Here is a 20,084-nt window from a genome sequence, read left to right on the forward strand (position 1 = left end):
TTAGCTTATGGTGATATTGCATTTAAAATGTGGAGAAAAGTTAAAAAAGAATATAAAAAGAATGAGCCAAAATAAAAATAAGCTTTTACTAATAGGTTGGGATGCTGCAGACTGGAAATTAATTGGGCCACTTATTGCAAAAGGTCATATGCCTGCTTTAAAATCTATAATAGATGATGGCGTTTATGGTAACATGAGCACTATGAATCCACCGTTTTCACCAATGCTTTGGACAAGTGTCGCAACTGGAAAAACTCCAGACAAACATGGTGTACAAGGGTTTATTGAGCTAATGCCAGACATGCAAGGTATACGGCCAGTTACTACCAACTCAAGGACGACTAGAGCATTATGGAACATTTTTCATAATCAAGGACTTAAGAGTAATCTGGTTGGCTGGTGGCCTAGTTTTCCTGCCGAACCTATAAATGGTGTTGTTGTTTCAGATAAGTTCCAAAAAGTGAGCAAAGACCCTAAAAAACCATCACCAATAATTGAGGGTTGCATACATCCAAAGGAAATGGTTTCAAAACTCAAGAATTTAAGAATGTTTCCTCACGAGATTACAAGTGAACATATCCTGCCTTTTATTCCACAGGCTGCCAAAGTAGACCAAGAAAAAGACAATGGCTTAAGTGCTTTTGCTAAAATGATGGCCCAGACCGTTTCACTTCATAATGCATCCACATACTTACAACGAGAGACGGATTGGGATTTTATGGCAATTTATCACGATTATATAGATCATTTTTGTCATGCTTTTATGAAATTTCACCCGCCTCTATTGCCTGGTGTACCAGAGGAACGTTACGAGATTTATAAAGATTGTATAAACGGAGCTTATAGGTTTCAAGATATGATGTTGGGCCGCACATTAGAGTTAATAGATGATGATACGACCGTGATCATTATGTCCGACCACGGGTATGAAGCTGGCATAAATCGTATTTTAAAAATGCCTAAACTTAATGCTGCTCCAGCTCTTGAGCATCGCCAATTCGGAATATTTGTGGCAAAAGGGCCTCATATTAAAAAGAAAGAAAAAGTTTTTGGACTAGGGCTTATAGATATTGCCCCTACTATATTGCACCATTTTAATTTACCTATAGGCAAGGATATGGATGGCAAAGTAGCGCTGGACATATTCACAGAACCCAGAAAACCTAAATATATAAAGAGTTGGGATGACTTAGATGGTGATTTTGGCGAATCAGAAAAGGAAAAGGTCGATCGATATGATGATCAAGAGGCCATGGAACAACTTATTGAGCTGGGCTACATAGATCGGCCAGATGAGAAAAAAGAGGTCGCCATAAAAAAAACCAAGTGTGATTTAAAACAAAATTTAGCCAGTGTGTTTTCAGGTAAAAAAGATTTTGCCAAGGCTAAAAACATTTTACTCGAGCTAATTACGGAAAAAGAGCCTATCGATATAGCACCATATCTGTCTGACCTAATAGCGATTTGTATTGCAACCAAATCTTATGATGAAGCGGAAAAGTATTTGAACCAGCTTAAAAAACAGGAAACAACTATAAACTTTAACTACAATTTTATTGAAAGTGAGATACTAACGGGACAAGGGTTTTATAAAAAAGCCATAGAAGTATTAAAAAACATAAAGCTTACGAGGAGAAATAGCTCAGAATATTTCTTTAGACTGGGTAATTTAAATGCCTTGTTGGGTAATTACGAAGAGGCTAAAGGATATTTAGAAAATGCAATTGAAATAGAACCAGACAAAGCTAAATATCAACGCCTTATGGCTGAAATATATTATCAAACCAAAGAATATGAGGAGTCTGCCGAGCACGCCCTAACAGCCATTGAATTGGTAAAGTATTTTCCTGATGCTCATTATGTGTTGGGAAAAGCGCTCGAAAAACTTGGAGACTTGAAAAATGCCAAAATAGCGTTCGAAACCGCATCAGCACTAAAACCGAAAACCTTTAGGTTAGCTGAAATTGCCAAAGAAAATATAAGTAATAAGCTTTTAAAAACAGAAAACAAACAAGGGAATTTAAGCTATTTGTATTATAAAAATCAAATTGTAATAGTATCCGGCCTACCAAGGTCAGGCACTTCATTAATGATGCAAATGCTCGATAAGGCAGGATTGGACATTTTAACTGATGGTAAGCGTAAAGCTAATGAATCTAATCCTAAAGGCTTTTATGAATACGAGCCTGTAATGAGTATTCATAAAGATAATGGTTGGTTAACACATGCTCAAGACCACGTGGTCAAAGTGGTTGCGCCTCTTCTTAAACACTTGGATTTGCAATATCGTTATAAAGTTATTTTTATGACAAGAGATTTAGGTCAGGTTGTTGCTTCTCAACAGAAGATGGTCGGTAAGGATCCAGAATCCTATCCTACACAATTGATAAATAATTACAAAAAATTAATCAAATCTGTTGATAATTGGAATCATAACCAACCCGGAGTTGAGCTAATACAATTAAACTATCTTGACGTTATAAATTCTCCAAAGCAATGTTTAGAAACTATAGAAAATTTTATTGGTTTAAAATTAAACACTTCTGAGGCAATTAAATGTGTTGATAAATCTTTATATAGAAACAGAGTATAATCCATTTTAATAATAGGCTGAAGTTTTAAACCTTTTAACCACAGAGCATAAAATCTTACAGAACTAACGGATTTTTGGAGTATTTGATAGTTTTTCTATTTGTCAAATTTCTTAAGCAAAGCAGGTAAATAAAATATATCCGTTATTAAAGCAATAGCAACGGTCACAGCACAAAGCAAACCAAAATCCTTAACGGATGGCGTTGCGCTTGAGGCGATAATTAAAAACCCACCAACCAATGCGATTGTTGTAGAAATCAATGCGCTTCCCGTATAATTCATCGCATTATCCATGCGTTCTTTTGGTGAGCCTTTTATGTTTTTGCTTCGTCTGTATTTATGTACCAAATGAATGGTATCGTCCATAGCTATACCCAACATAATTGGTGTTATCATTGCCGTGGTCACATCAAGCGGAATATCTAACAAACTCATAAAAATAGCTAAGACGGCAAGCGGCAGTAAATTTGGAATAAGGACTAGGAGTGTTGTTCTTAAGCTTTTTATAAAAATCCATAGGCAAAGAAATGCCACAAAAAAAGCTGCAAAAAACGATTTGAATTGGGTTTCCAAAATAAAATTATTGAGCTGTGCAAATACAACCGCAAAGCCGTTGATCTTCAGCTTGTAGTTTTCAGTATTAAAAGTGGCATTAAAATCTTGTTCAATATCCTCCAACACTTTTTCTAGTTCAGAAGTTTTCATTTCGCCCAACGTCAACGTGAAGCCTGCGGTTGATAAATCTTCAGAAAACAGCTTAAAAAAACTGTTATCATTACTATCAACTTCGGCCAAGGTGTTTTTTAATTTTGCTTCAGAAATGTTGGACTGAAATAAAACTGGAGTTCGCTTTTCTAAAAACGATTTTATGGTAATTACAGAAACAGGACTCGCAATTAAAGGGTTTTCTTCCAATTTGTTTTGAAAATCTTCAAGCTGTTTTATGGCATCTTTATTCAGTATAGCATCACCATTTGCTGTAGAAATATTGAGCTGTAAACGGTTACTTCCACCAAGTTCAACTTCAACGGTTCTTAAATCTTGTTTTGCTTTTCCTTCAGCCAAAAGATTACGGGAATTGGTATCAACCTTAACTTGAAAAATGGAATAAATCCCAAATAAAAGCACTGCCGAAAAGCCCACAATTATGGTCGTTTTATATTGGGAGGTCACAATATTAATCCAATTAATGAATGCATTTTGATTCCACTTCTTGAGGCTTAAAAGCGGTTTGGCCTTTTCAAAATTATGGGTCATAAAACTGAAGCCAATGATCGTAATAACATATACCAAAATAAAACTTAGCAATAGGCCAATACACGTAAAAACTCCCATATTCTTAAACGCTGGTAAAGGTGACAAATACAGCGCAAAATAACCCACAAATGTGGTCAACGTAGTGTAAAAACAAGGTGTAAGACTTTTTCGAATGGCAATGGTCAACAGATCAATTTTGTTCAAAGATTGATTTAAAATCCCTTCTTTATGATAAATGTTAATGATATGCACCGCATCACTAACACTGTAAACCATTAATATGGTCGGGATGAGCATAGAAATCATGTTCAGCGCAAAGCCCAATGATGTAATAAGTCCAAACAACAAGGTTATCGGTACAGCTACCGATAACAGCGAAATAATTAAATACCGCTTACTCGGCAACATAAACAAGAGTAAAATTGTGATTACCAAAACGGTTAAAACACCAAAAGTTAGGCTCTCTTTATAAATGCCTTTACTGTACGCTTCGTTTAAAACTGGCGGACCGGTTAAATAATAATTTGAAAATTCCTTGTCTAAGATTGTGCGTATTTCTCCAGCGATATCCTTCCGCTTTGCTTCAATCGTCGGTGTTGGATTTAATTGAATGTAAAAGAATTGGTTTTTATAATCTTTGGTCACCAATTGTGAAGTAATATTCGGCAGTTTTGAAAATAGGCTTTTTAAGCCCTTTTCACTTCTTTTTGAATTGTAGAGGTCATCAAAATTGATTTTACTGTTAGCATAAATAGGATATTTGGCTTTTGCCAAACTAAACGTCGTTTTAACGTAAGGTAAATTCTCAAAGTCCTTATGAAGATTTTTTAAGGTATTTATTTCGGTTTCACCAATGGCATTTTCAACAGGAAGCATGGCAATAAAGATTTCGTCCGAACCAAAATTTTCTTGAAAATCTATATAAGCTTTATAACTTGGGTCATCTTCTAAAAACCAAATTCCCAATGAATTGTCTACGTTGAGTTTATTGATGGTTTGATATGCTGACACAATCATCAAAATTGCGAGAACGGCAATAATTGCTATTCTAAATTTGATTATGGTTGATATGATGTTTTGAAGTTTCCTCATTTTTGTCATTTCTGCCTTTCGACTATGCTCAAGATAAACTACGGCGAGAATCCATTTTATTATAGTTTACAGTCATGAGATTCCTGCCTTCGCAGGAATGACAGTACTCTCAAAAGCATAAGCACCAAAAATACCATGATGACTAATGCTCACGTTAATTTTATCCGAATCAAAACTAACACTTGGAATCCCAAACTCTGATTTCTGAAATTTTAATTTTGAAATAGGAACCTGATATGTTTTTGAAATACGTTCCATCAAAGCCGCTTTGGTTTCACCACTTTGCGATTTGTAATCTTTTACATTAAATGGAATGACTTCAGAATTCATTTTGAAAGGGTTCAACCGTGCTTCAGAAATTATATATTTTGAAGTTATTCTTGATTGTACGAAAAATTCAAAATCTTTGAAACGTACTTTTTGGTTTTCATTTTGAAATGAACATTCAAAAGATTTTGGATTGTAAAATCGGCTCGGGTTTAATTGTGTGTAAAGTTTATATGTAGCTTCTTTCATGGACCACAATTGCCACACTGTTAAAAACGGATTATCAGAATTTTGAATGTATTGTTGCTCATTTGGCGTAAACAATTTTTCTAAAAAGCGAGGTCGTTGCCAATTGGACGCTCGTTTTGCTTCAGCTAAATCAACAATATCATTGCCAACCATTAGCTTTCCAGTTTGGAATTTATAATTTCCATAGCCGATTTCACATCGAGCATTTGTTCCATGTCTTCGTTTTCCAACCTTATGTCAAATTCATCTTCGATATCTAATATGATGTCCACCAGATTTGCTGAATTTATTTTTAAATCCTTAACAAAATCAGTGTCTTCATTTAGGTTTTTAAAGGCTTCTTCGTCTTGAACGTATGGCGCAATTATGTTTTTTAATTTAGGGATTAATTCTTCTTTGGTCATAGCATGTTTTTGTATCGTAAAGTTAAGCTATTAATAAGACACATCAAATAATCCTTTCTGTCTTCTCGAGCGTAGTCGAGAGGTTTTTATGACGTTCTCGACTACGCTCGAACTGATAGTGAATTAAACTTGAAGTCTTTTAAACACCACACAAGCATTAACATCGCCAAATCCAAAACTCGCTTTTGCCATGATATCAAAGTTCATATCAAGTTTTTCTGTCGGAATTTTTTCGGAATCGATAAGTTCTTCAATTTCTGGATGCAAATCTTCACAGTTGATGTTTGGTGCAATAAATTGTTCTTTGAGTTGAATTATGCTCGCCACACATTCGATTGTTCCAGCAGCAGCCAAACAATGGCCAATCATTGATTTAGTAGAATTGATATACGGAAAATCATTACCGTTTCTGTTTAACGCTTTTGTCCAGTTTTCAATTTCAAGACTGTCTTTTGACGTTGCGGTTAGATGACCATTGATCACCTCAACATCATTAGCATTTATTCCTGAATTTTCAATCGCTTTTATAATACATCGTTGAACTGCTTTTGGGTTTGGTGCTGTTAAAGTTCCTCCTTGCCGCTGACCTCCAGAATTGATTTCTCCTCCCAAAACCTCAGCATGAATTGTTGCTCCGCGTTCTAAGGCGCTTTCTAGAGATTCCAAAACCATAGCACCTGCTCCACTTCCTGGTACAAAACCTGAAGCTGAAGCGCTCATTGATCTTGATCCTTGCTCTGGGTTATTGTTGTGTTTGTAGGTCATTACGCGCATGGCATCAAATCCGCCCCAAATATATGGTCCGTCATCACTGCAACTGCCCACTAACATGCGTTTGGCTTTTCCATTTTGAATACGGTCAAAACCCATTAAAAGTGCTTCTGTTCCTGTTGTGCAAGCTGAAGAATTTGTTGTAACCTGGTTGCCCAAACCTAACATTCCACTTAAATATGCACTTACTCCACTTGCCATAGTTTGTAGTACAACTGTGCTTCCCAATCGGCGCACATTGCCTTCATCGACTCCGTAAATGGCTTCACGAAATTTCTCAATTCCGGAGGTTCCTGTGCCAAAAATTAATCCTGTTTCATAATCCAATTCACTAGCTTCGTTTTTTTCAAAACCAGCATCTTTCCATGCATCTACTCCTGCTATACAGCCATATAAAATTCCCGAACTATTAAATCCTCTCTGTTGTAAATTGGTAAAGTATTTTGATTTTAATTCGTCTGAAATATTGGGAACGCCTCCGATTTGGCAAGAAAAATTGAGGTCTTTTAGTTTTTGGTGGAATGTAATTCCTGATCTTCCACTTTTTAGAGCATCTGTAAATTCTGTGACTCCGACCCCATTTGGTGCTACCACTCCCAAACCTGTTATGACTACTCTTTTTTTCATGTCTACTTCCCGTGAAAACGGGAATCTTTTTAATTAACTTATACCTACAAGGTATTGAAAATCTCGCGGGATATTTTAGTCATTGTGTTCATCGCTTTGCGATTATGAGATTCCTGCCTACGCAGGAATGTGTATCATGCCCGAAATTTTTCCACGTGCAACCAATTGCTCTTTTTCATTAATCATCTTTACATTACACTTCAATTTATTAAATCGAAATACTTCTTTTTCTGAAATGACAGTTACTTTTTCATTAGGCAAAACCGGCAAATAAAAATCCATTTGATGTGACGTCAATGCTATTTGTGGGTTTGTGCTATCATCTAATTCATTTCTCATTAAAAATATTCCTAGACAAACTAATCCGATTTGCGCCATGCATTCCGTTAATATAACGCCAGGCGTTATGGGATTGTCCTTAAAATGACCTTTGTAAAACGTTTCGTCGCTTTTAAAGGTGTAGTGGCCTTTGATCTTTTCTTCTGAAATTTCATCTATGCCATCGACAAATAGAAATGGATTTTGATAGGGTAAAAGGTTTATGATGTCTACTTTCTTCATGTTTGTAATTCCTGCGAACGGGAATCTTCTTTTTGTTATAGACCTGCTAGGTTTTTAAAACCTGCTAGGTCTTTTGTCAGATTCAACTTAAATGCTCCCCTCCATCTACTGGGATCACTGTTCCCGTAATCCAAGACGCTTCGTCTTTACTTAATAAATATACGGCATTTGCCACATCTTTTGGTTGCGTTAATTTCTTATTGGGATTTCGTTTTAAAGTATGCTCAATTATTTTATCGCTTCCAGGAATCATCCGTAATGATGATGTATCTGTAACGCCAGCCTGTATGCAATTGGCTTTAATTCCGTATGGTGCAAACTCAAGTGCGACATTTCTCGTGATAGCTTCGAGCGTGACTTTGGCTGCTGAAACTGCAGCATAATTTGGCCAAGCTTTAGTATTGCCTTCGCTTGTAAAACTTATGATTCTGGAATCTTCTGAAAACAGATCCGCTTCAAAAATAGTTTTTGTCCAATCATAAAGACTTATTGCCATAGCATTTATGGTTAAATTGAAATCATCATTTTTTAATTCTGGTTTTTCGTTTGAAACCATAGGTTTTAAATTGCCTTTTGCTACGCTGTGAACTAGAGTTCTGATCTTACCATTTCCTCCAAATATTTCTTTTAATTCTTCAATAACTTCATTTCGTTTTTCGACTTTAAAAGCATCTATATTAAAGGATTTAAACTTTACTCCTTCATTTTTTATAGTTTCAAATTCTGCCTGAATTTCGTCTTCCTGCAATCTCGAATTTCTGTGAACTATACAGATATTCATACCGTGTTTCGCGAGCTTTTTTGCTGTTGCCAAGCCTAAGCCACTACTGCCTCCCAAAATGAGTGCCCAATAATTTTTGTTTTTGAATTCTTTCATATTTTTAATAATAATGAGATGCTGCAACAATCCGGATAGCTATCGGGACAGCATGACGAATAAAATTATGTCACCACTCTAACAAAATCCTTTGTGCTGAAAATCCGGGTCCAAAACTGAGCATGATGCCTTTATCTCCTTTTGGTAAATCCCTGTCCATAAATCGCTCTAACACGTAAAGTACTGTTGCGCTACTCATATTGCCATATAATCGTAAAACCTCCTTAGTGTCGTCTATATTCTTGCCCAAGTCTCCGAATAAATCTTCAACAGTCTGTACTATTTTTTTTCCACCAGGATGAAACACCAAATGGTCTACGTCTTCAATGGTGAGATTATTTCGTTCTAAAAACGGATGAATTATTTTTGGGAAATGGTCTGCAATGGTTTGTGGTACCGATTGGTCTAACACCATTTGTAGTCCGGAATTTTTCAGCTTAAAACCCATCATGTGTTCGGCATCAAAGAAATGGTACATGGCTTCGTCTTTTATTTCTGGGCCTTTTTCCTCTTCATAAGATGATAAAATCACACTCGCACAACCATCTCCAAAAATGGCTGCGCTCACAATGTTTACCATAGAATAATCATCTAGCTGAAAGGTTGCAGTTGGAGATTCTACAGCAACTACAGCTGCTCGTTTATTCGGGTTGGCTTTTAGAAAATTCTTGGCATATATAATTCCTGAAACTCCTGCTGCACAACCCATCTCGGTTACTGGGAGACGCACAATGTCTTGTTTCATTTCAAGATTATTAATAAGATAAGCATCTAACGACGGAATCATAACGCCAGTGCAACTCACCGTAATTATATAATCAATGTCAGTAGGTTTTAATTGGGCTTTTTTCAATGCTTTAAGCAAACTTTTCTCTGCTAATATTATCGCCTCTCTTGTGTAGATATCGTTTTTTTCCTCAAAAGACGTTTTGTTGAAAACCTCTTCGGCATCCATTATGGAATAGCGTTTGTCTACTGCTGCATTTTCAAAAATCTTTAAGACTTTTCTTTTAAAACGTTCTTCTTTTCCATTTAACCATAGTTCCACAAAGGGTAAAATGTCTTTGGTCTCTCTGGTATATTTTGGTAATTGTTTTGCAACTGATGTAATTCTAACTGCCATTTATTTTTTAATTAACCATTGGTAACGAAATGCCCATTTCCAGCGGATTTGTGATTTGAGGTGTAATTGTTGTGATATTTCTTCTAATTCTTCTCTCTTAAAAGCACGAAGAATAGACGTTAATCCATCTTGTTTTATCATTTGGTTAGTTATCACTAAACCTAATAATTTAAAGAGTCCGTAAGCCACTTTACTCCTTTGTAAGTCGTTTATAACCAATCCAATATTAGTATTTGTATATAATTTTTTTAGTAATGTCTTTATTTCCTCTTCTTTAAAATGATGTAGAAAAAGCGTTGTAAGTGCAATGTCAAAATTCAAGGTTTCAAATTGGCCCGAAAAAATATCAATACTTTTAAAACTTATATTGGGATATTCAGAAGATAGTTCCGAGGCATAAGCAATTGCATCTTGGTTGGCATCGATCCCTATTAATCTAAAACTATATTGATGTTTACGACCATATTTTGCGACCTGCCTTAGGATGTCTCCGTGTCCACAGCCCAAATCTATAATGGTATAGGTTTTATTTTTTGGCTGGTTTTTTAAAAGCTGCATAATGCCATCTAAAGTCACACGGTTTCCCCCTAACCATTTATTGATATTGCCGAGTTTATCCAAAGTATCACGTAACAATTCCCCTTTCAGGGAAAAATCGTCCATGAGCTCAGTTTTATTACTTCGATATTTAGTGTTTATAAATAAATTCACTACGCTTTCATAGGTTTACCATGGGTCGTTTTAATGATTAAAGGAACTAAAAACGGAAACCACCTCAACATAATCAATAGTTTTGGAGCTAACCAATTTTGCCTAAACAAATACGCAATTGTGTGGCCAATTTTTAGTCTAAAACTGAATGTCTGTTGCCAGCGTTTGGCATAATATTTCTCCAATTTTTCCCTGGATTCAATTTTTCCTTGAAGATAATCAATAATCAGCTCTGATGCTAATTGTGCACTTCTTATTGCCATTCCCATTCCATTGCCACACAAGGGATGAATCATTCCTGCAGAATCACCACACATTATAATGTGGTTTTCTATTGGCTGTTTAGTTTCAAACGAAATCTGGCTGATCGTCAAAGGATTTTCAAATTGAATTTCAGAATTATTGAAAATCTCTTTTAATGTTGAATTTTTGAACACTACTTCTTCCTGAAAAGATTCAATATCCTTATACTTTTTAAATGATTCAAAATCTGTAATATAGCATAAATTGATGTGGTTGTTTTCAACTTTTGAAACACCACAATATCCTCCTTTAAAGTTATGAAGCGCAACTTTATCCTCAGGAAATTTGCCTGAAACATGTATTTTAACTCCTAAATAGGGCGATTTTTTTTTAATAAATTTTCGATTGAATTGAACATCTAAATTAGACCGTTTCCCGAATGCTCCAATCACGATTTTTGATTGGAATTTTTTATTTGATTTTGTTTCAACCTTAAAATTATCAGCTTCAAAATTTACATCAATTACAGAATCTTTAAGCACCTCAACACCTTTTGAAATTGCCAATTTGTAGAGTTGAAAATCCATTTCGTAACGGCTCATCCCGAAACCTCCGAGCGGTAATTTGGCTTTAATTTTTTTGTTATTAAGTGTGGTTAATTCAAAATTTGAAATGCTTTTTGCTCCGAATTCAAGTGGGTCAAAGCCTAAAAAATCTAAATATGGTAAAACTTCATTTGAAACATATTCTCCACAAACCTTGTGCTTGGGATACTCATTTTTTTCAATTAAAAGAACTTTAAAGCTAGATTGAGATAAGTGGATTGCACTACACAATCCGGCCAAACCACCACCAATAATAATAACATCAAAATTCTGTGCCTCCATTTACAAATTTTGATAGTGCACCACGTTTATTCTTGCCGTTTTGCTCATTATGAAACTACTTCCACCTACATTAAAATCTTTTCGATTGATTTCAAAATTTGAGATTATTTTGTATTGACCGTTTTGTTTTTCAATTTTAACCGGAATTGTAATTTTTTTTGTTTTTCCTTTTATGGTTAGATTTGATTTAACGATATAGTTACCATTGGATTTTTTGGTGATTGCGCGACTTTTTAGTGTTATGGTTTTATGCTTTTCTGCATGAAAATAGTCTTCTTCCAAAAGATGTTCGTCACGACTTTCAATACCTGTTTCAATTGATTTTACCTGGATGGTTCCTGTTATTTTCTTTAGATTTTGACTGGAATCGAATTCGGCATTAATGTCAAAAGTTTCAAAATGACCGTCAACATTTACACCCAAATTTCTTATTATAAAATCTATACTAGATTGATTTTGCGAAAAAGCAAAAGCACTAAAACAGATTGCAAAAATTAAGGTATAACGTAATTTCACTTCCTAAAATTAATTTGTTAAGATACAATCTAAAAGTGAAATTTTTGGACGGTTTAACGTTTTCTAATGAATTTCTAAAATGGTGAATTGGGTTTCCCTAAATTTTATGGTCTCACCAGTTTCTTTTGAGATAAGCAACCTAGCGATGGGTGTCGCTGACGAAATCGCAAAGTATTTCGAATCTTCTAAAGTAATTTCTCCAGCACTTATAGCTATAAAATAATTTACATTAGTCGTTTTTACAATACTGCCCAAAGTGATTTTCTGATGCTTGGATTCGGGCTTTATTTTATTGAGAATTTGTTGTTGTGTTTCAATTTCGGCTAGCTGTTGTCCTGCTTTTTCTCTTTCTAGTTGCAACATGGCACGGCCAGTTTCATGCTTGTCTCCAGCACTGCTTTTGGTTTCGGATTGTAATGAGTTTTGAATGTCATTAATAGCTTTCTGGATGATTACTAAACGTTGACTTAGAAATGCTTGGCATTTGGTTTTGAGATGTTGTTTGGTGGTCATTTTTTATAAATTCTGTTCCTAAACCAAGGTTTCTTTCAATTAATTATGAGATTCCTGCTTTCTTAGAAATAAGGTCTGCTAATTCTTTACCAACCAAACTGCCTATGGCAATACCCATACCGCCTAAACGGACTCCGCAATATACATTATTGCTTAGTTGTTTTACAATAGCTTTTTTCCGGTTACCAATTCCCATGATGCCAGACCAACTATGATCTATTTCAAAATTTGTGTGCGGTAAAATTGTTGTTTTTAAAAGTTCTTCAAGTTTATTTTGGATCTTTTTTGTTGTACCGAATTCTGTCGTTTCTTCGGTTATAAAATCGAGGTTTCTGCCTCCTCCCAATAGAATTCTATTGTCGATATCCCTAAAATAATAATAGCCTCTGTCCAGATGAAACGTTCCTTTTATTTCTAAATTTTTTATTGGTTTTGTAACAAGCACTTGTGCTCTGGCCGGTTTTACGTTTTCGTTCAATAATTTTGAAGCGAAACCATTAGTTGCTACTAGTAATTTATTGGTTGAAAAATCAACAGTGTTTGTTTTGATTTTTACACCATTTGAATCATCTGAAAATTCTTGGACATTACAATTATTCAAAATTTTGATTCCTAACGATTGTGCTTTGTTTAGTAAAGCGTTCATCATTTTCCCTGTATCTAATTGTCCTTCAAATTTATTGAAACATAAATTTGATTTTACATTTTGAAAGTTGAAAAGATTCTGTTTTATCGAAAACACATTGCCGTTAAAAACGGGTTTTAGCAATTGATTGATTTTATCCTTTCGCTCAATGCAGGATTGATACAGTTCATCCTCGGAATTTAAGAACAATTCGTAACCTCCTAAATTTTGATAATCTATGACTTTATCTCCCAAATTTTTACGGAGCAGATTTAATCCATTTATTCGTTTTTTGATCAATTCTAAAACTTCATTTTCAGAATGTGTTTTTAAATCTTCAATGATTTCACTAAGACTTCCAAAACAAGCAAAACCTGCATTTTTAGTACTTGCGCCTTGTGGAAACACACCTTTTTCTAAGACGATAATCTTTGCTGTTGGAAATCGGCTTTTTAGCTGAAGAGCACAATTAAGGCCCACAATACCACTACCTACAATAGTAAAGTCAATGTTGGTGAGCCAAGTTTTTATTTCCCAATAGGATAAATTCATAGTATAAAAAAAGCTCCTAAAATTAGGAGCTTTTTAATTAATCTTCAGTTTCTTCTTTAAGTTTAAAATCTTCCATAAACTTGGTGGTGTAATTTCCGGACAAGTAATCTGGGTGTTCCATTAATTGACGATGAAACGGAATTGTGGTTTTTATACCCTCAATAACAAACTCATCTAAAGCACGCTTCATTTTGTTAATTGCCTCTTCCCTTGTTTGTGCTGTTGTAATTAGCTTCGCAATCATAGAATCGTAATTTGGCGGAATACTGTAGCCTGCGTAAACATGCGTATCTAAACGGACTCCGTGACCACCAGGTGCATGAAGTGTTGTAATTCTTCCCGGTGAAGGTCTAAAGTCGTTAAATGGATCTTCAGCGTTAATTCTACACTCGATGGAATGTAATTGTGGCAAATAATTTTTCCCCGAAATTGGCACGCCTGCTGCGACTAAAATTTGCTCACGAATTAAATCGAAATCTATAACTTGTTCGGTAATCGGGTGTTCTACTTGGATACGAGTGTTCATTTCCATAAAGTAGAAGTTTCGGTGTTTGTCCACTAAAAACTCTACTGTACCTGCTCCTTCATATTTAATGTATTCAGCAGCTTTTACGGCAGCTTTGCCCATTTTTTCTCTTAATTCGTCTGTCATGAAGGGTGATGGCACCTCTTCGGTCAATTTTTGATGACGTCTTTGGATAGAGCAATCACGCTCAGATAAATGACAAGCCTTCCCTCGGGAATCACCAACAATCTGTATTTCTATATGACGAGGCTCTTCTATAAGCTTCTCCATATACATATCATCATTTCCGAAAGCGGCCTTGGATTCTGCTCTTGCAGATTCCCAAGCATTCTGGAGGTTTTCTGGCTTCCAAACGGCTCGCATTCCTTTTCCACCGCCTCCAGCAGATGCCTTAAGCATTACAGGGTACCCTGTTTCTTTTGCTATTTTTTGGCAATCTTCAAAATTTTCTATAATTCCATCACTTCCTGGGACACAAGGTACTCCCGCAGCTTTCATGGTTGCTTTAGCATTTGCCTTATCACCCATTTTATCGATCATTTCTTCAGAAGCTCCGATAAACTTAATACCATGTTCTTCACAAATTTTTGAAAACTTTGCGTTTTCCGATAAGAACCCATAACCTGGATGTATAGCGTCTGCATTAGTTATTTCTGCCGCAGCTATAATATTAGAAATTTTAAGATAAGATTGACTACTTGCTGGTGGACCAATACAAACGGCCTCGTCTGCAAACTTTACATGAAGACTGTCGGCATCTGCCGTTGAATAAACCGCTACGGTCTTAATGCCCATTTCTTTACAGGTTCTGATTACACGCAGTGCAATTTCCCCTCTATTGGCTATTAATATTTTTTTAAACATATCTTTTGAGTTTAAGAGTTTATGGTTTAGTAGTTTATATGTTTAAATACTATCGATTTAAACGTTAAACTTAAACTTCTAAACTTAAAATTTACGATGGGTCAACTAAAAATAATGGCTGATCAAATTCTACTGGGGAAGAATCATCTACCAATACCTTGACGATTTTGCCGGAAACTTCTGATTCTATTTCGTTAAATAGCTTCATCGCTTCGATAACACAAAGTACATCGCCTTCTTTGATTTCTTTACCAACCTCAACAAAGACAGGTTTGTCAGGTGATGGCTTTCTATAAAACGTACCTATTATTGGTGATTTAATAGTGATGTATTTTGAATCTTCCGCAGCAGCGGCAGGTGCTGCTGGTGCTGAAGGTGCTGCAGGACTAGCTGCTGGTGCCGCAGTTTGCTGTGGCATGGCTGGCGCAGCTTGCATTGGTATTTGTTGTACGTATGTAGTTTCGTTTTCCGAACCTGTTCTAATGGTAATTTTAACATCGTCCATTTCTAACTTAACTTCGCTTGCTCCTGATTTAGCAACAAATTTGATTAAGTTCTGAATTTCTTTTAAATCCATAGTTTTTAGATATTATGTTAGTTAGTTTTTGTTTTAAGAATTATAAGCCCATTTTAAATAAATTGAGCCCCAAGTAAATCCACCACCAAAGGCGGCAAATATTATGTTATCACCTTTTTTTAATTGTGCTTCGTAATCATGTAAAAGTAATGGTAAAGTGGCTGATGTTGTGTTTCCGTATTTTTGGATATTCATCATCACCTTAGAGTCCTCTAAATTAATACGATTTGCTGTAGCATCAATAATACGTTTATTGGCTTGATGCGCCGCAAGCCATGAAATATCTGCGTTAGTTAAATTGTTTTTTTGCATGATGCGCTCCGAAACATCTGCCATATTAAAAACAGCATTTTTAAATACGGTTTTTCCGTCTTGAAACACGTAGTGTTTGCCTTCTTTAAATGTGTTTTCGTTTATTGGGTATGACGACCCACCATAAGTAGCCTGCAAAAATTCTCTGCCCTCCCCATTACTCCTTAATAATTCATCTTGAAGACCTAAACCTTGTTCATTAGGCTCAAATAACACAGCTCCCGCTCCATCACCAAATATAATGCAAGTTGCCCTGTCTTTGTAATTGATAAATGAAGAGTTTTTATCTGCTCCTATAAGAAGTATTTTTTTATATCGACCAGATTCTATATAAGCCGAAGCCGTTGACATACCAAACAAAAAACTTGAACAGGCGGCTTCCAGATCATAAGAAAATGCATTCACCGCGCCAATCTGAGTGGCTGTATATGCTGCTGTTGAAGCTGCTTTCATATCTGGTGTTGCTGTACAAACGATGACCAATTCGATTTCCTTAGGATCTAAACCTGTTTTTTGAATGAGGTCTTCTGCCGCTTTTATGGCTAAAAATGAAGTGCCCTTGCCTTCCTCCTTAAGTATTCTACGTTCCTTAATTCCGGTACGTGTGGTAATCCACTCATCATTAGTATCTACCATAGTTTCCAACACCTTGTTTGATAAAACAAAATCTGGAACGTAGCCTCCTACAGCTGTGATTGCTGCTGTGATTTTACTCATTATTAGCTTTTAGGTTAATTAAAAGTATATTTTTTTGCTAAAAATCGGTCAGTTCTAATCAATTTATTGCGTTTTTGGGCAATAATTCTACAAATTAAGCAGTTTTTGACTGATTCAAAAAATATTAACAAAAAAAACGCTCACAAGTGAGCGTTTTATTATATGCAAGCATAATAGTTATGCTAAATTTTCGTCTGTAGTTGAGTTGTCTATTAAAACTTGTCCTCTGTAATACAATTTACCTTCGTGCCAATGAGCTCTATGGTATAAGTGTGGCTCACCAGTTGTTGGGCAAGTTGCAATTTGAGGAACAGTTGCTTTGTAATGTGTTCTTCTTTTGTCTCTTCTTGTTTTTGATATTTTACGCTTTGGATGTGCCATTTTAAATGTTATTTATCCGTTAATAGTTTTTTTAAATTATTCCAGCGAGGATCAATATCCTCATCTGATTTTGTTTTGTTTTCCTTGTTAGGGCTTAATTCATCTAATTTTGATAGAATATCAGATTGCAATGTGCCATCTTCAACTCCGGGATGAATTCTTTTTGCCGGTACCGCCAATATAATGAGTTCGTATATATATTGAGCCACATTTATTTCGTGCTCACCTTGAGGAATGATTAAAATGTCCTCATTATCATCATTATAAGCTTCACCAAATTTAATCACCAACTTAAACTCTCCATCAATTTCTTGATTGTAGGGTTCGTTAGTTAGGTCGCAATTCACATTAACAGTTCCATTTGCCGAAAAGAACAATTCTAAAAATGTTGTCTTTTTTTCAAACTTAAGGTCAACTTTAACATCAACTGCGTTAAATTCATCATATTCAAAATTCTGAAAGAACGTATTATCTATGTCGTAATCAAAATGATGCTCTCCAATCTTTAAACCCGTAAAAGGAATTATGTAAGCTTTTAATGCCTTCATTACCACTCTCATTTTGAGCCTGCAAATATATAAATTTTAATTGTATTCTAAGCGAGATATAAACAATTTTTGTTCATATCTATTTTTTGTGTTTTTTTAAGGGATCTTTACTATAATATTCAAACTCTGTTCTGTTTCTAAAAATTTGAATTGCCGTATAGACAGCTTGTTTAAAAGAGCTTTCGTCGGCTATACCTATTCCTGCAATTTCATAAGCCGTGCCGTGATCTGGTGAGGTGCGTACTTTAGATAAGCCTGCCGTAAAATTAACGCCCTCCCCAAAGGCAATAGTTTTAAAAGGTATTAATCCTTGATCATGATAGGAGGCAATAATAGCGTCAAAATTCTTATAATTATTAGACCCAAAAAAACTATCGGCAGAATAGGGTCCATAAACCAATTTACCTTCAGATTTGATTTTTTCAATAGTTGGTTTTAAGATTTTATCATCTTCATCACCTATAACGCCGTTGTCTCCAGCATGCGGATTAATGGATAATACAGCAATTTTAGGCTTTCTGATGCTGAAGTCCTTTATCAAAGAGCTTGATACTGTTTCAAGTTTTTCACGAATTAGTGCTTCTGTAATATGTTCCGAGATGTCCTTTAATGGCACATGGTCTGTTAAAAGACCTACTTTTAAAGAATCTGTAACCATAAACATGAGGCTATTTCCGTTCAGTTCTTTAGCCAAAAAATTAGTGTGGCCGGGAAAATTGAACGTGTCTGATTGTATGGTATGTTTATTAATTGGCGCAGTTACTAAAACATCTATTGTATTTTTCTTAAGTGCTTCAGTGGCGGCCTCTAAAGATTTAATGGCGTATTTACCAATTGCATTATCTTCTTTGCCAAAGTTAATTTTAACGGGTTCTTTCCAAACGTTTACCACGTTCACTTTCCCGTGAACCAATTGTTCTGGTTTATCTATATTAAAAAAGTTGATTTTACTATCTATTTGACTCTTGAAAAATTGCATGGTTTTGCCTGATGCAAAAATTACAGGTGTATTCAATTCCAACATTCTTGGATCCTCAAACGTTTTTATTATAATTTCTGGACCAATACCGTTTAGGTCACCAACCGATATACCTACAATTATTTTTTCATCCTTTTTCATATAATCACTTCTTCTATTTTTTTAATAAAATTGAAAATTGGCTAACTTTTGTATTTAACTTTGCATCTGCAAATTTAACCAAATAAAGCACAACTATGTTTACTGGAATAATTGAAGATTTAGGAGAAATTAAACGACTAGAAAAAAACCAGGGTAATCTTAATATCACAGTGTCTTCATCTATTTCTCAGGAGTTAAAAATTGACCAAAGCGTAGCGCATAATGGAGTGTGCTTAACTGTTGTTGAAATCAACGGAGACAGCTATACGGTTACTGCCATTAAAGAAACACTTGATAAAACTAATTTAGGAGATTTAAAAGAAAACGAACAAGTTAATCTTGAACGCGCTATGAAATTAGGTGATCGTTTGGATGGCCATATTGTACAGGGCCATGTGGACCAAACGGCAAAATGCAAAAATATCATTGACGGAGATGGAAGTTGGATTTTTGAATTTGAATATGATGCGTCACTCAATAATATCACTATCGAAAAAGGCTCAATTACGGTTAATGGAGTAAGTTTGACGGTTGTTAACTCTAAACTCAATAGCTTTTCGGTAGCAATAATTCCCTACACCTATAGGCACACTAACTTTCACCAACTACAAGTTAATAGTATGGTAAACCTAGAGTTTGATGTAATTGGTAAATATGTAAAGAGGTTAAACGAATTAAGATCTTAAATTGGATTTTTTAGGGACTTATAAATTTTATAACTTCCGTAAATTATAGCCAAAATCAATAATACTATTACACCATTATCTATTGGAAAACCGGGTGGAGGAGGTGGCATAGGAGGAGGAGGTGTCTGAGAAACCGCAGACAGCCCTATAGAAAAAAATATGATTGAGGCAAATATTTTACTATTGTTCATCTTCCTAAATATGCTGTAAATTTATTAAAAAAACTGAGCCAGCAAAATTTTTTTCGCTAAAAAACATCTTTTAAGAGCAAATATTATCGACGAAATGCATAATCTGTTGTAAATCCAGGGAAGTTTTCGTAAATATTTAATACAAATATAATGTATTTTCTTGTTCACGTCCTAAACCGTTGTGCGTATTGTAAGTTAAGTTTGGTATACTTTGAAAACAGTTTATGTTTTTCCAAATATTAAAATTACGAAAAATCTATTCTAAAATATTAAGGCATTATTAGTAGTAGCCCAA

General features: G+C 35.0%; 20 protein-coding genes. 2 read left to right on the forward strand and 18 right to left on the reverse strand.

Annotated elements, in window-relative coordinates:
* The first annotated feature begins 61 nt into the window (after window positions 1–61).
* Window positions 62–2,593, forward strand: a complete 2,532-nt coding sequence (locus HM983_RS06400) for an alkaline phosphatase family protein (RefSeq protein WP_179344559.1) — start codon at window positions 62–64, stop codon at window positions 2,591–2,593.
* A gap of 95 nt (window positions 2,594–2,688) precedes the next feature.
* Here HM983_RS06400 and HM983_RS06405 read toward each other — a convergent pair whose 3' ends face one another.
* The 18 genes from HM983_RS06405 to pdxA all read right to left on the reverse strand — a co-directional run bounded on the left by HM983_RS06405 (window position 2,689) and on the right by pdxA (window position 18,912).
* The gene (locus tag HM983_RS06405) at window positions 2,689–4,941 is read right to left on the reverse strand and encodes an efflux RND transporter permease subunit (RefSeq protein ID WP_179344560.1); all 2,253 of its coding nucleotides are present in this window, start codon (window positions 4,939–4,941) and stop codon (window positions 2,689–2,691) included.
* Between the two features lie 72 nt (window positions 4,942–5,013).
* Window positions 5,014–5,610 (reverse strand): 4'-phosphopantetheinyl transferase family protein, encoded by a 597-nt coding sequence (locus HM983_RS06410; RefSeq protein WP_179344561.1) that lies wholly within the window; start codon window positions 5,608–5,610, stop codon window positions 5,014–5,016.
* Window positions 5,610–5,861: an acyl carrier protein gene (locus tag HM983_RS06415; RefSeq protein ID WP_179344562.1), complete on the reverse strand. Its 252-nt coding sequence runs from the start codon at window positions 5,859–5,861 to the stop codon at window positions 5,610–5,612. The genes HM983_RS06410 and HM983_RS06415 overlap by 1 nt, the downstream gene beginning before the upstream one ends.
* A gap of 123 nt (window positions 5,862–5,984) precedes the next feature.
* On the reverse strand, window positions 5,985–7,259 hold the full coding sequence (locus HM983_RS06420) for a beta-ketoacyl-[acyl-carrier-protein] synthase family protein (RefSeq protein ID WP_179344563.1): 1,275 nt from the start codon (window positions 7,257–7,259) through the stop codon (window positions 5,985–5,987).
* Between the two features lie 117 nt (window positions 7,260–7,376).
* Complete coding sequence (locus HM983_RS06425; RefSeq protein ID WP_179344564.1) at window positions 7,377–7,820, reverse strand: 3-hydroxyacyl-ACP dehydratase FabZ family protein; 444 nt, start codon at window positions 7,818–7,820, stop codon at window positions 7,377–7,379.
* A gap of 82 nt (window positions 7,821–7,902) precedes the next feature.
* Window positions 7,903–8,697, reverse strand: a complete 795-nt coding sequence (locus HM983_RS06430; RefSeq protein WP_179344565.1) for an enoyl-ACP reductase FabI — start codon at window positions 8,695–8,697, stop codon at window positions 7,903–7,905.
* 70 nt (window positions 8,698–8,767) lie between these two features.
* Window positions 8,768–9,820, reverse strand: coding sequence for a type III polyketide synthase (locus tag HM983_RS06435; RefSeq protein ID WP_179344566.1), 1,053 nt, complete (start codon window positions 9,818–9,820; stop codon window positions 8,768–8,770).
* Complete coding sequence (locus HM983_RS06440) at window positions 9,821–10,483, reverse strand: methyltransferase domain-containing protein (RefSeq protein ID WP_218841826.1); 663 nt, start codon at window positions 10,481–10,483, stop codon at window positions 9,821–9,823.
* Window positions 10,484–10,530: 47 nt separating this feature from the next.
* A complete protein-coding gene (locus HM983_RS06445) occupies window positions 10,531–11,661 on the reverse strand; it encodes an NAD(P)/FAD-dependent oxidoreductase (protein WP_179344568.1) in 1,131 nt (376 codons plus the stop codon).
* Complete coding sequence (locus tag HM983_RS06450; protein ID WP_179344569.1) at window positions 11,662–12,177, reverse strand: YceI family protein; 516 nt, start codon at window positions 12,175–12,177, stop codon at window positions 11,662–11,664.
* A gap of 63 nt (window positions 12,178–12,240) precedes the next feature.
* On the reverse strand, window positions 12,241–12,690 hold the full coding sequence (locus tag HM983_RS06455; protein WP_179344570.1) for a 3-oxoacyl-ACP synthase: 450 nt from the start codon (window positions 12,688–12,690) through the stop codon (window positions 12,241–12,243).
* A gap of 43 nt (window positions 12,691–12,733) precedes the next feature.
* Window positions 12,734–13,867, reverse strand: a complete 1,134-nt coding sequence (locus HM983_RS06460; protein WP_179344571.1) for an NAD(P)/FAD-dependent oxidoreductase — start codon at window positions 13,865–13,867, stop codon at window positions 12,734–12,736.
* 37 nt (window positions 13,868–13,904) lie between these two features.
* The gene (gene accC / locus HM983_RS06465; RefSeq protein ID WP_179344572.1) at window positions 13,905–15,257 is read right to left on the reverse strand and encodes an acetyl-CoA carboxylase biotin carboxylase subunit; all 1,353 of its coding nucleotides are present in this window, start codon (window positions 15,255–15,257) and stop codon (window positions 13,905–13,907) included.
* Window positions 15,258–15,348: 91 nt separating this feature from the next.
* Complete coding sequence (accB, locus tag HM983_RS06470) at window positions 15,349–15,834, reverse strand: acetyl-CoA carboxylase biotin carboxyl carrier protein (protein WP_179344573.1); 486 nt, start codon at window positions 15,832–15,834, stop codon at window positions 15,349–15,351.
* A 33-nt stretch (window positions 15,835–15,867) separates the two neighbouring features.
* The gene (locus HM983_RS06475) at window positions 15,868–16,863 is read right to left on the reverse strand and encodes a beta-ketoacyl-ACP synthase III (protein ID WP_179344574.1); all 996 of its coding nucleotides are present in this window, start codon (window positions 16,861–16,863) and stop codon (window positions 15,868–15,870) included.
* A gap of 177 nt (window positions 16,864–17,040) precedes the next feature.
* Entirely contained in the window at window positions 17,041–17,244 is a 204-nt protein-coding gene (gene rpmF / locus HM983_RS06480; RefSeq protein ID WP_179344575.1) for a 50S ribosomal protein L32, read from the reverse strand.
* Between the two features lie 8 nt (window positions 17,245–17,252).
* Window positions 17,253–17,792, reverse strand: coding sequence for a YceD family protein (locus tag HM983_RS06485; protein ID WP_179344576.1), 540 nt, complete (start codon window positions 17,790–17,792; stop codon window positions 17,253–17,255).
* Between the two features lie 79 nt (window positions 17,793–17,871).
* The gene (gene pdxA, locus HM983_RS06490) at window positions 17,872–18,912 is read right to left on the reverse strand and encodes a 4-hydroxythreonine-4-phosphate dehydrogenase PdxA (protein WP_179344577.1); all 1,041 of its coding nucleotides are present in this window, start codon (window positions 18,910–18,912) and stop codon (window positions 17,872–17,874) included.
* Between the two features lie 95 nt (window positions 18,913–19,007).
* Here pdxA and HM983_RS06495 point away from each other — a divergent pair, with 95 nt between their 5' ends.
* Complete coding sequence (locus tag HM983_RS06495) at window positions 19,008–19,598, forward strand: riboflavin synthase (RefSeq protein WP_179344578.1); 591 nt, start codon at window positions 19,008–19,010, stop codon at window positions 19,596–19,598.
* The last annotated feature ends 486 nt before the right edge of the window (window positions 19,599–20,084 follow it).

The organism is Winogradskyella ursingii (genome assembly GCF_013403975.1).
In the GTDB taxonomy this organism is placed as follows: domain Bacteria; phylum Bacteroidota; class Bacteroidia; order Flavobacteriales; family Flavobacteriaceae; genus Winogradskyella; species Winogradskyella ursingii.

Excerpts from the sequence above, each read along its gene's own strand:
- accC (WP_179344572.1), bottom strand. The coding sequence starts at position 15,257 with ATGTTTAAAAAAATATTAATAGCCAATAGAGGGGAAATTGCACTGCGT.
- accB (WP_179344573.1), bottom strand. The coding sequence starts at position 15,834 with ATGGATTTAAAAGAAATTCAGAACTTAATCAAATTTGTTGCTAAATCA.
- HM983_RS06435 (WP_179344566.1), bottom strand. The coding sequence starts at position 9,820 with ATGGCAGTTAGAATTACATCAGTTGCAAAACAATTACCAAAATATACC.
- HM983_RS06415 (WP_179344562.1), bottom strand. The coding sequence starts at position 5,861 with ATGACCAAAGAAGAATTAATCCCTAAATTAAAAAACATAATTGCGCCA.
- HM983_RS06455 (WP_179344570.1), bottom strand. The coding sequence starts at position 12,690 with ATGACCACCAAACAACATCTCAAAACCAAATGCCAAGCATTTCTAAGT.
- HM983_RS06420 (WP_179344563.1), bottom strand. The coding sequence starts at position 7,259 with ATGAAAAAAAGAGTAGTCATAACAGGTTTGGGAGTGGTAGCACCAAAT.
- HM983_RS06485 (WP_179344576.1), bottom strand. The coding sequence starts at position 17,792 with ATGAAGGCATTAAAAGCTTACATAATTCCTTTTACGGGTTTAAAGATT.
- HM983_RS06475 (WP_179344574.1), bottom strand. The coding sequence starts at position 16,863 with ATGAGTAAAATCACAGCAGCAATCACAGCTGTAGGAGGCTACGTTCCA.
- HM983_RS06495 (WP_179344578.1), top strand. The coding sequence starts at position 19,008 with ATGTTTACTGGAATAATTGAAGATTTAGGAGAAATTAAACGACTAGAA.
- HM983_RS06410 (WP_179344561.1), bottom strand. The coding sequence starts at position 5,610 with ATGGTTGGCAATGATATTGTTGATTTAGCTGAAGCAAAACGAGCGTCC.
- pdxA (WP_179344577.1), bottom strand. The coding sequence starts at position 18,912 with ATGAAAAAGGATGAAAAAATAATTGTAGGTATATCGGTTGGTGACCTA.
- HM983_RS06440 (WP_218841826.1), bottom strand. The coding sequence starts at position 10,483 with ATGGACGATTTTTCCCTGAAAGGGGAATTGTTACGTGATACTTTGGAT.
- HM983_RS06405 (WP_179344560.1), bottom strand. The coding sequence starts at position 4,941 with ATGAGGAAACTTCAAAACATCATATCAACCATAATCAAATTTAGAATA.
- HM983_RS06430 (WP_179344565.1), bottom strand. The coding sequence starts at position 8,697 with ATGAAAGAATTCAAAAACAAAAATTATTGGGCACTCATTTTGGGAGGC.
- HM983_RS06445 (WP_179344568.1), bottom strand. The coding sequence starts at position 11,661 with ATGGAGGCACAGAATTTTGATGTTATTATTATTGGTGGTGGTTTGGCC.
- rpmF (WP_179344575.1), bottom strand. The coding sequence starts at position 17,244 with ATGGCACATCCAAAGCGTAAAATATCAAAAACAAGAAGAGACAAAAGA.
- HM983_RS06400 (WP_179344559.1), top strand. The coding sequence starts at position 62 with ATGAGCCAAAATAAAAATAAGCTTTTACTAATAGGTTGGGATGCTGCA.
- HM983_RS06460 (WP_179344571.1), bottom strand. The coding sequence starts at position 13,867 with ATGAATTTATCCTATTGGGAAATAAAAACTTGGCTCACCAACATTGAC.
- HM983_RS06425 (WP_179344564.1), bottom strand. The coding sequence starts at position 7,820 with ATGAAGAAAGTAGACATCATAAACCTTTTACCCTATCAAAATCCATTT.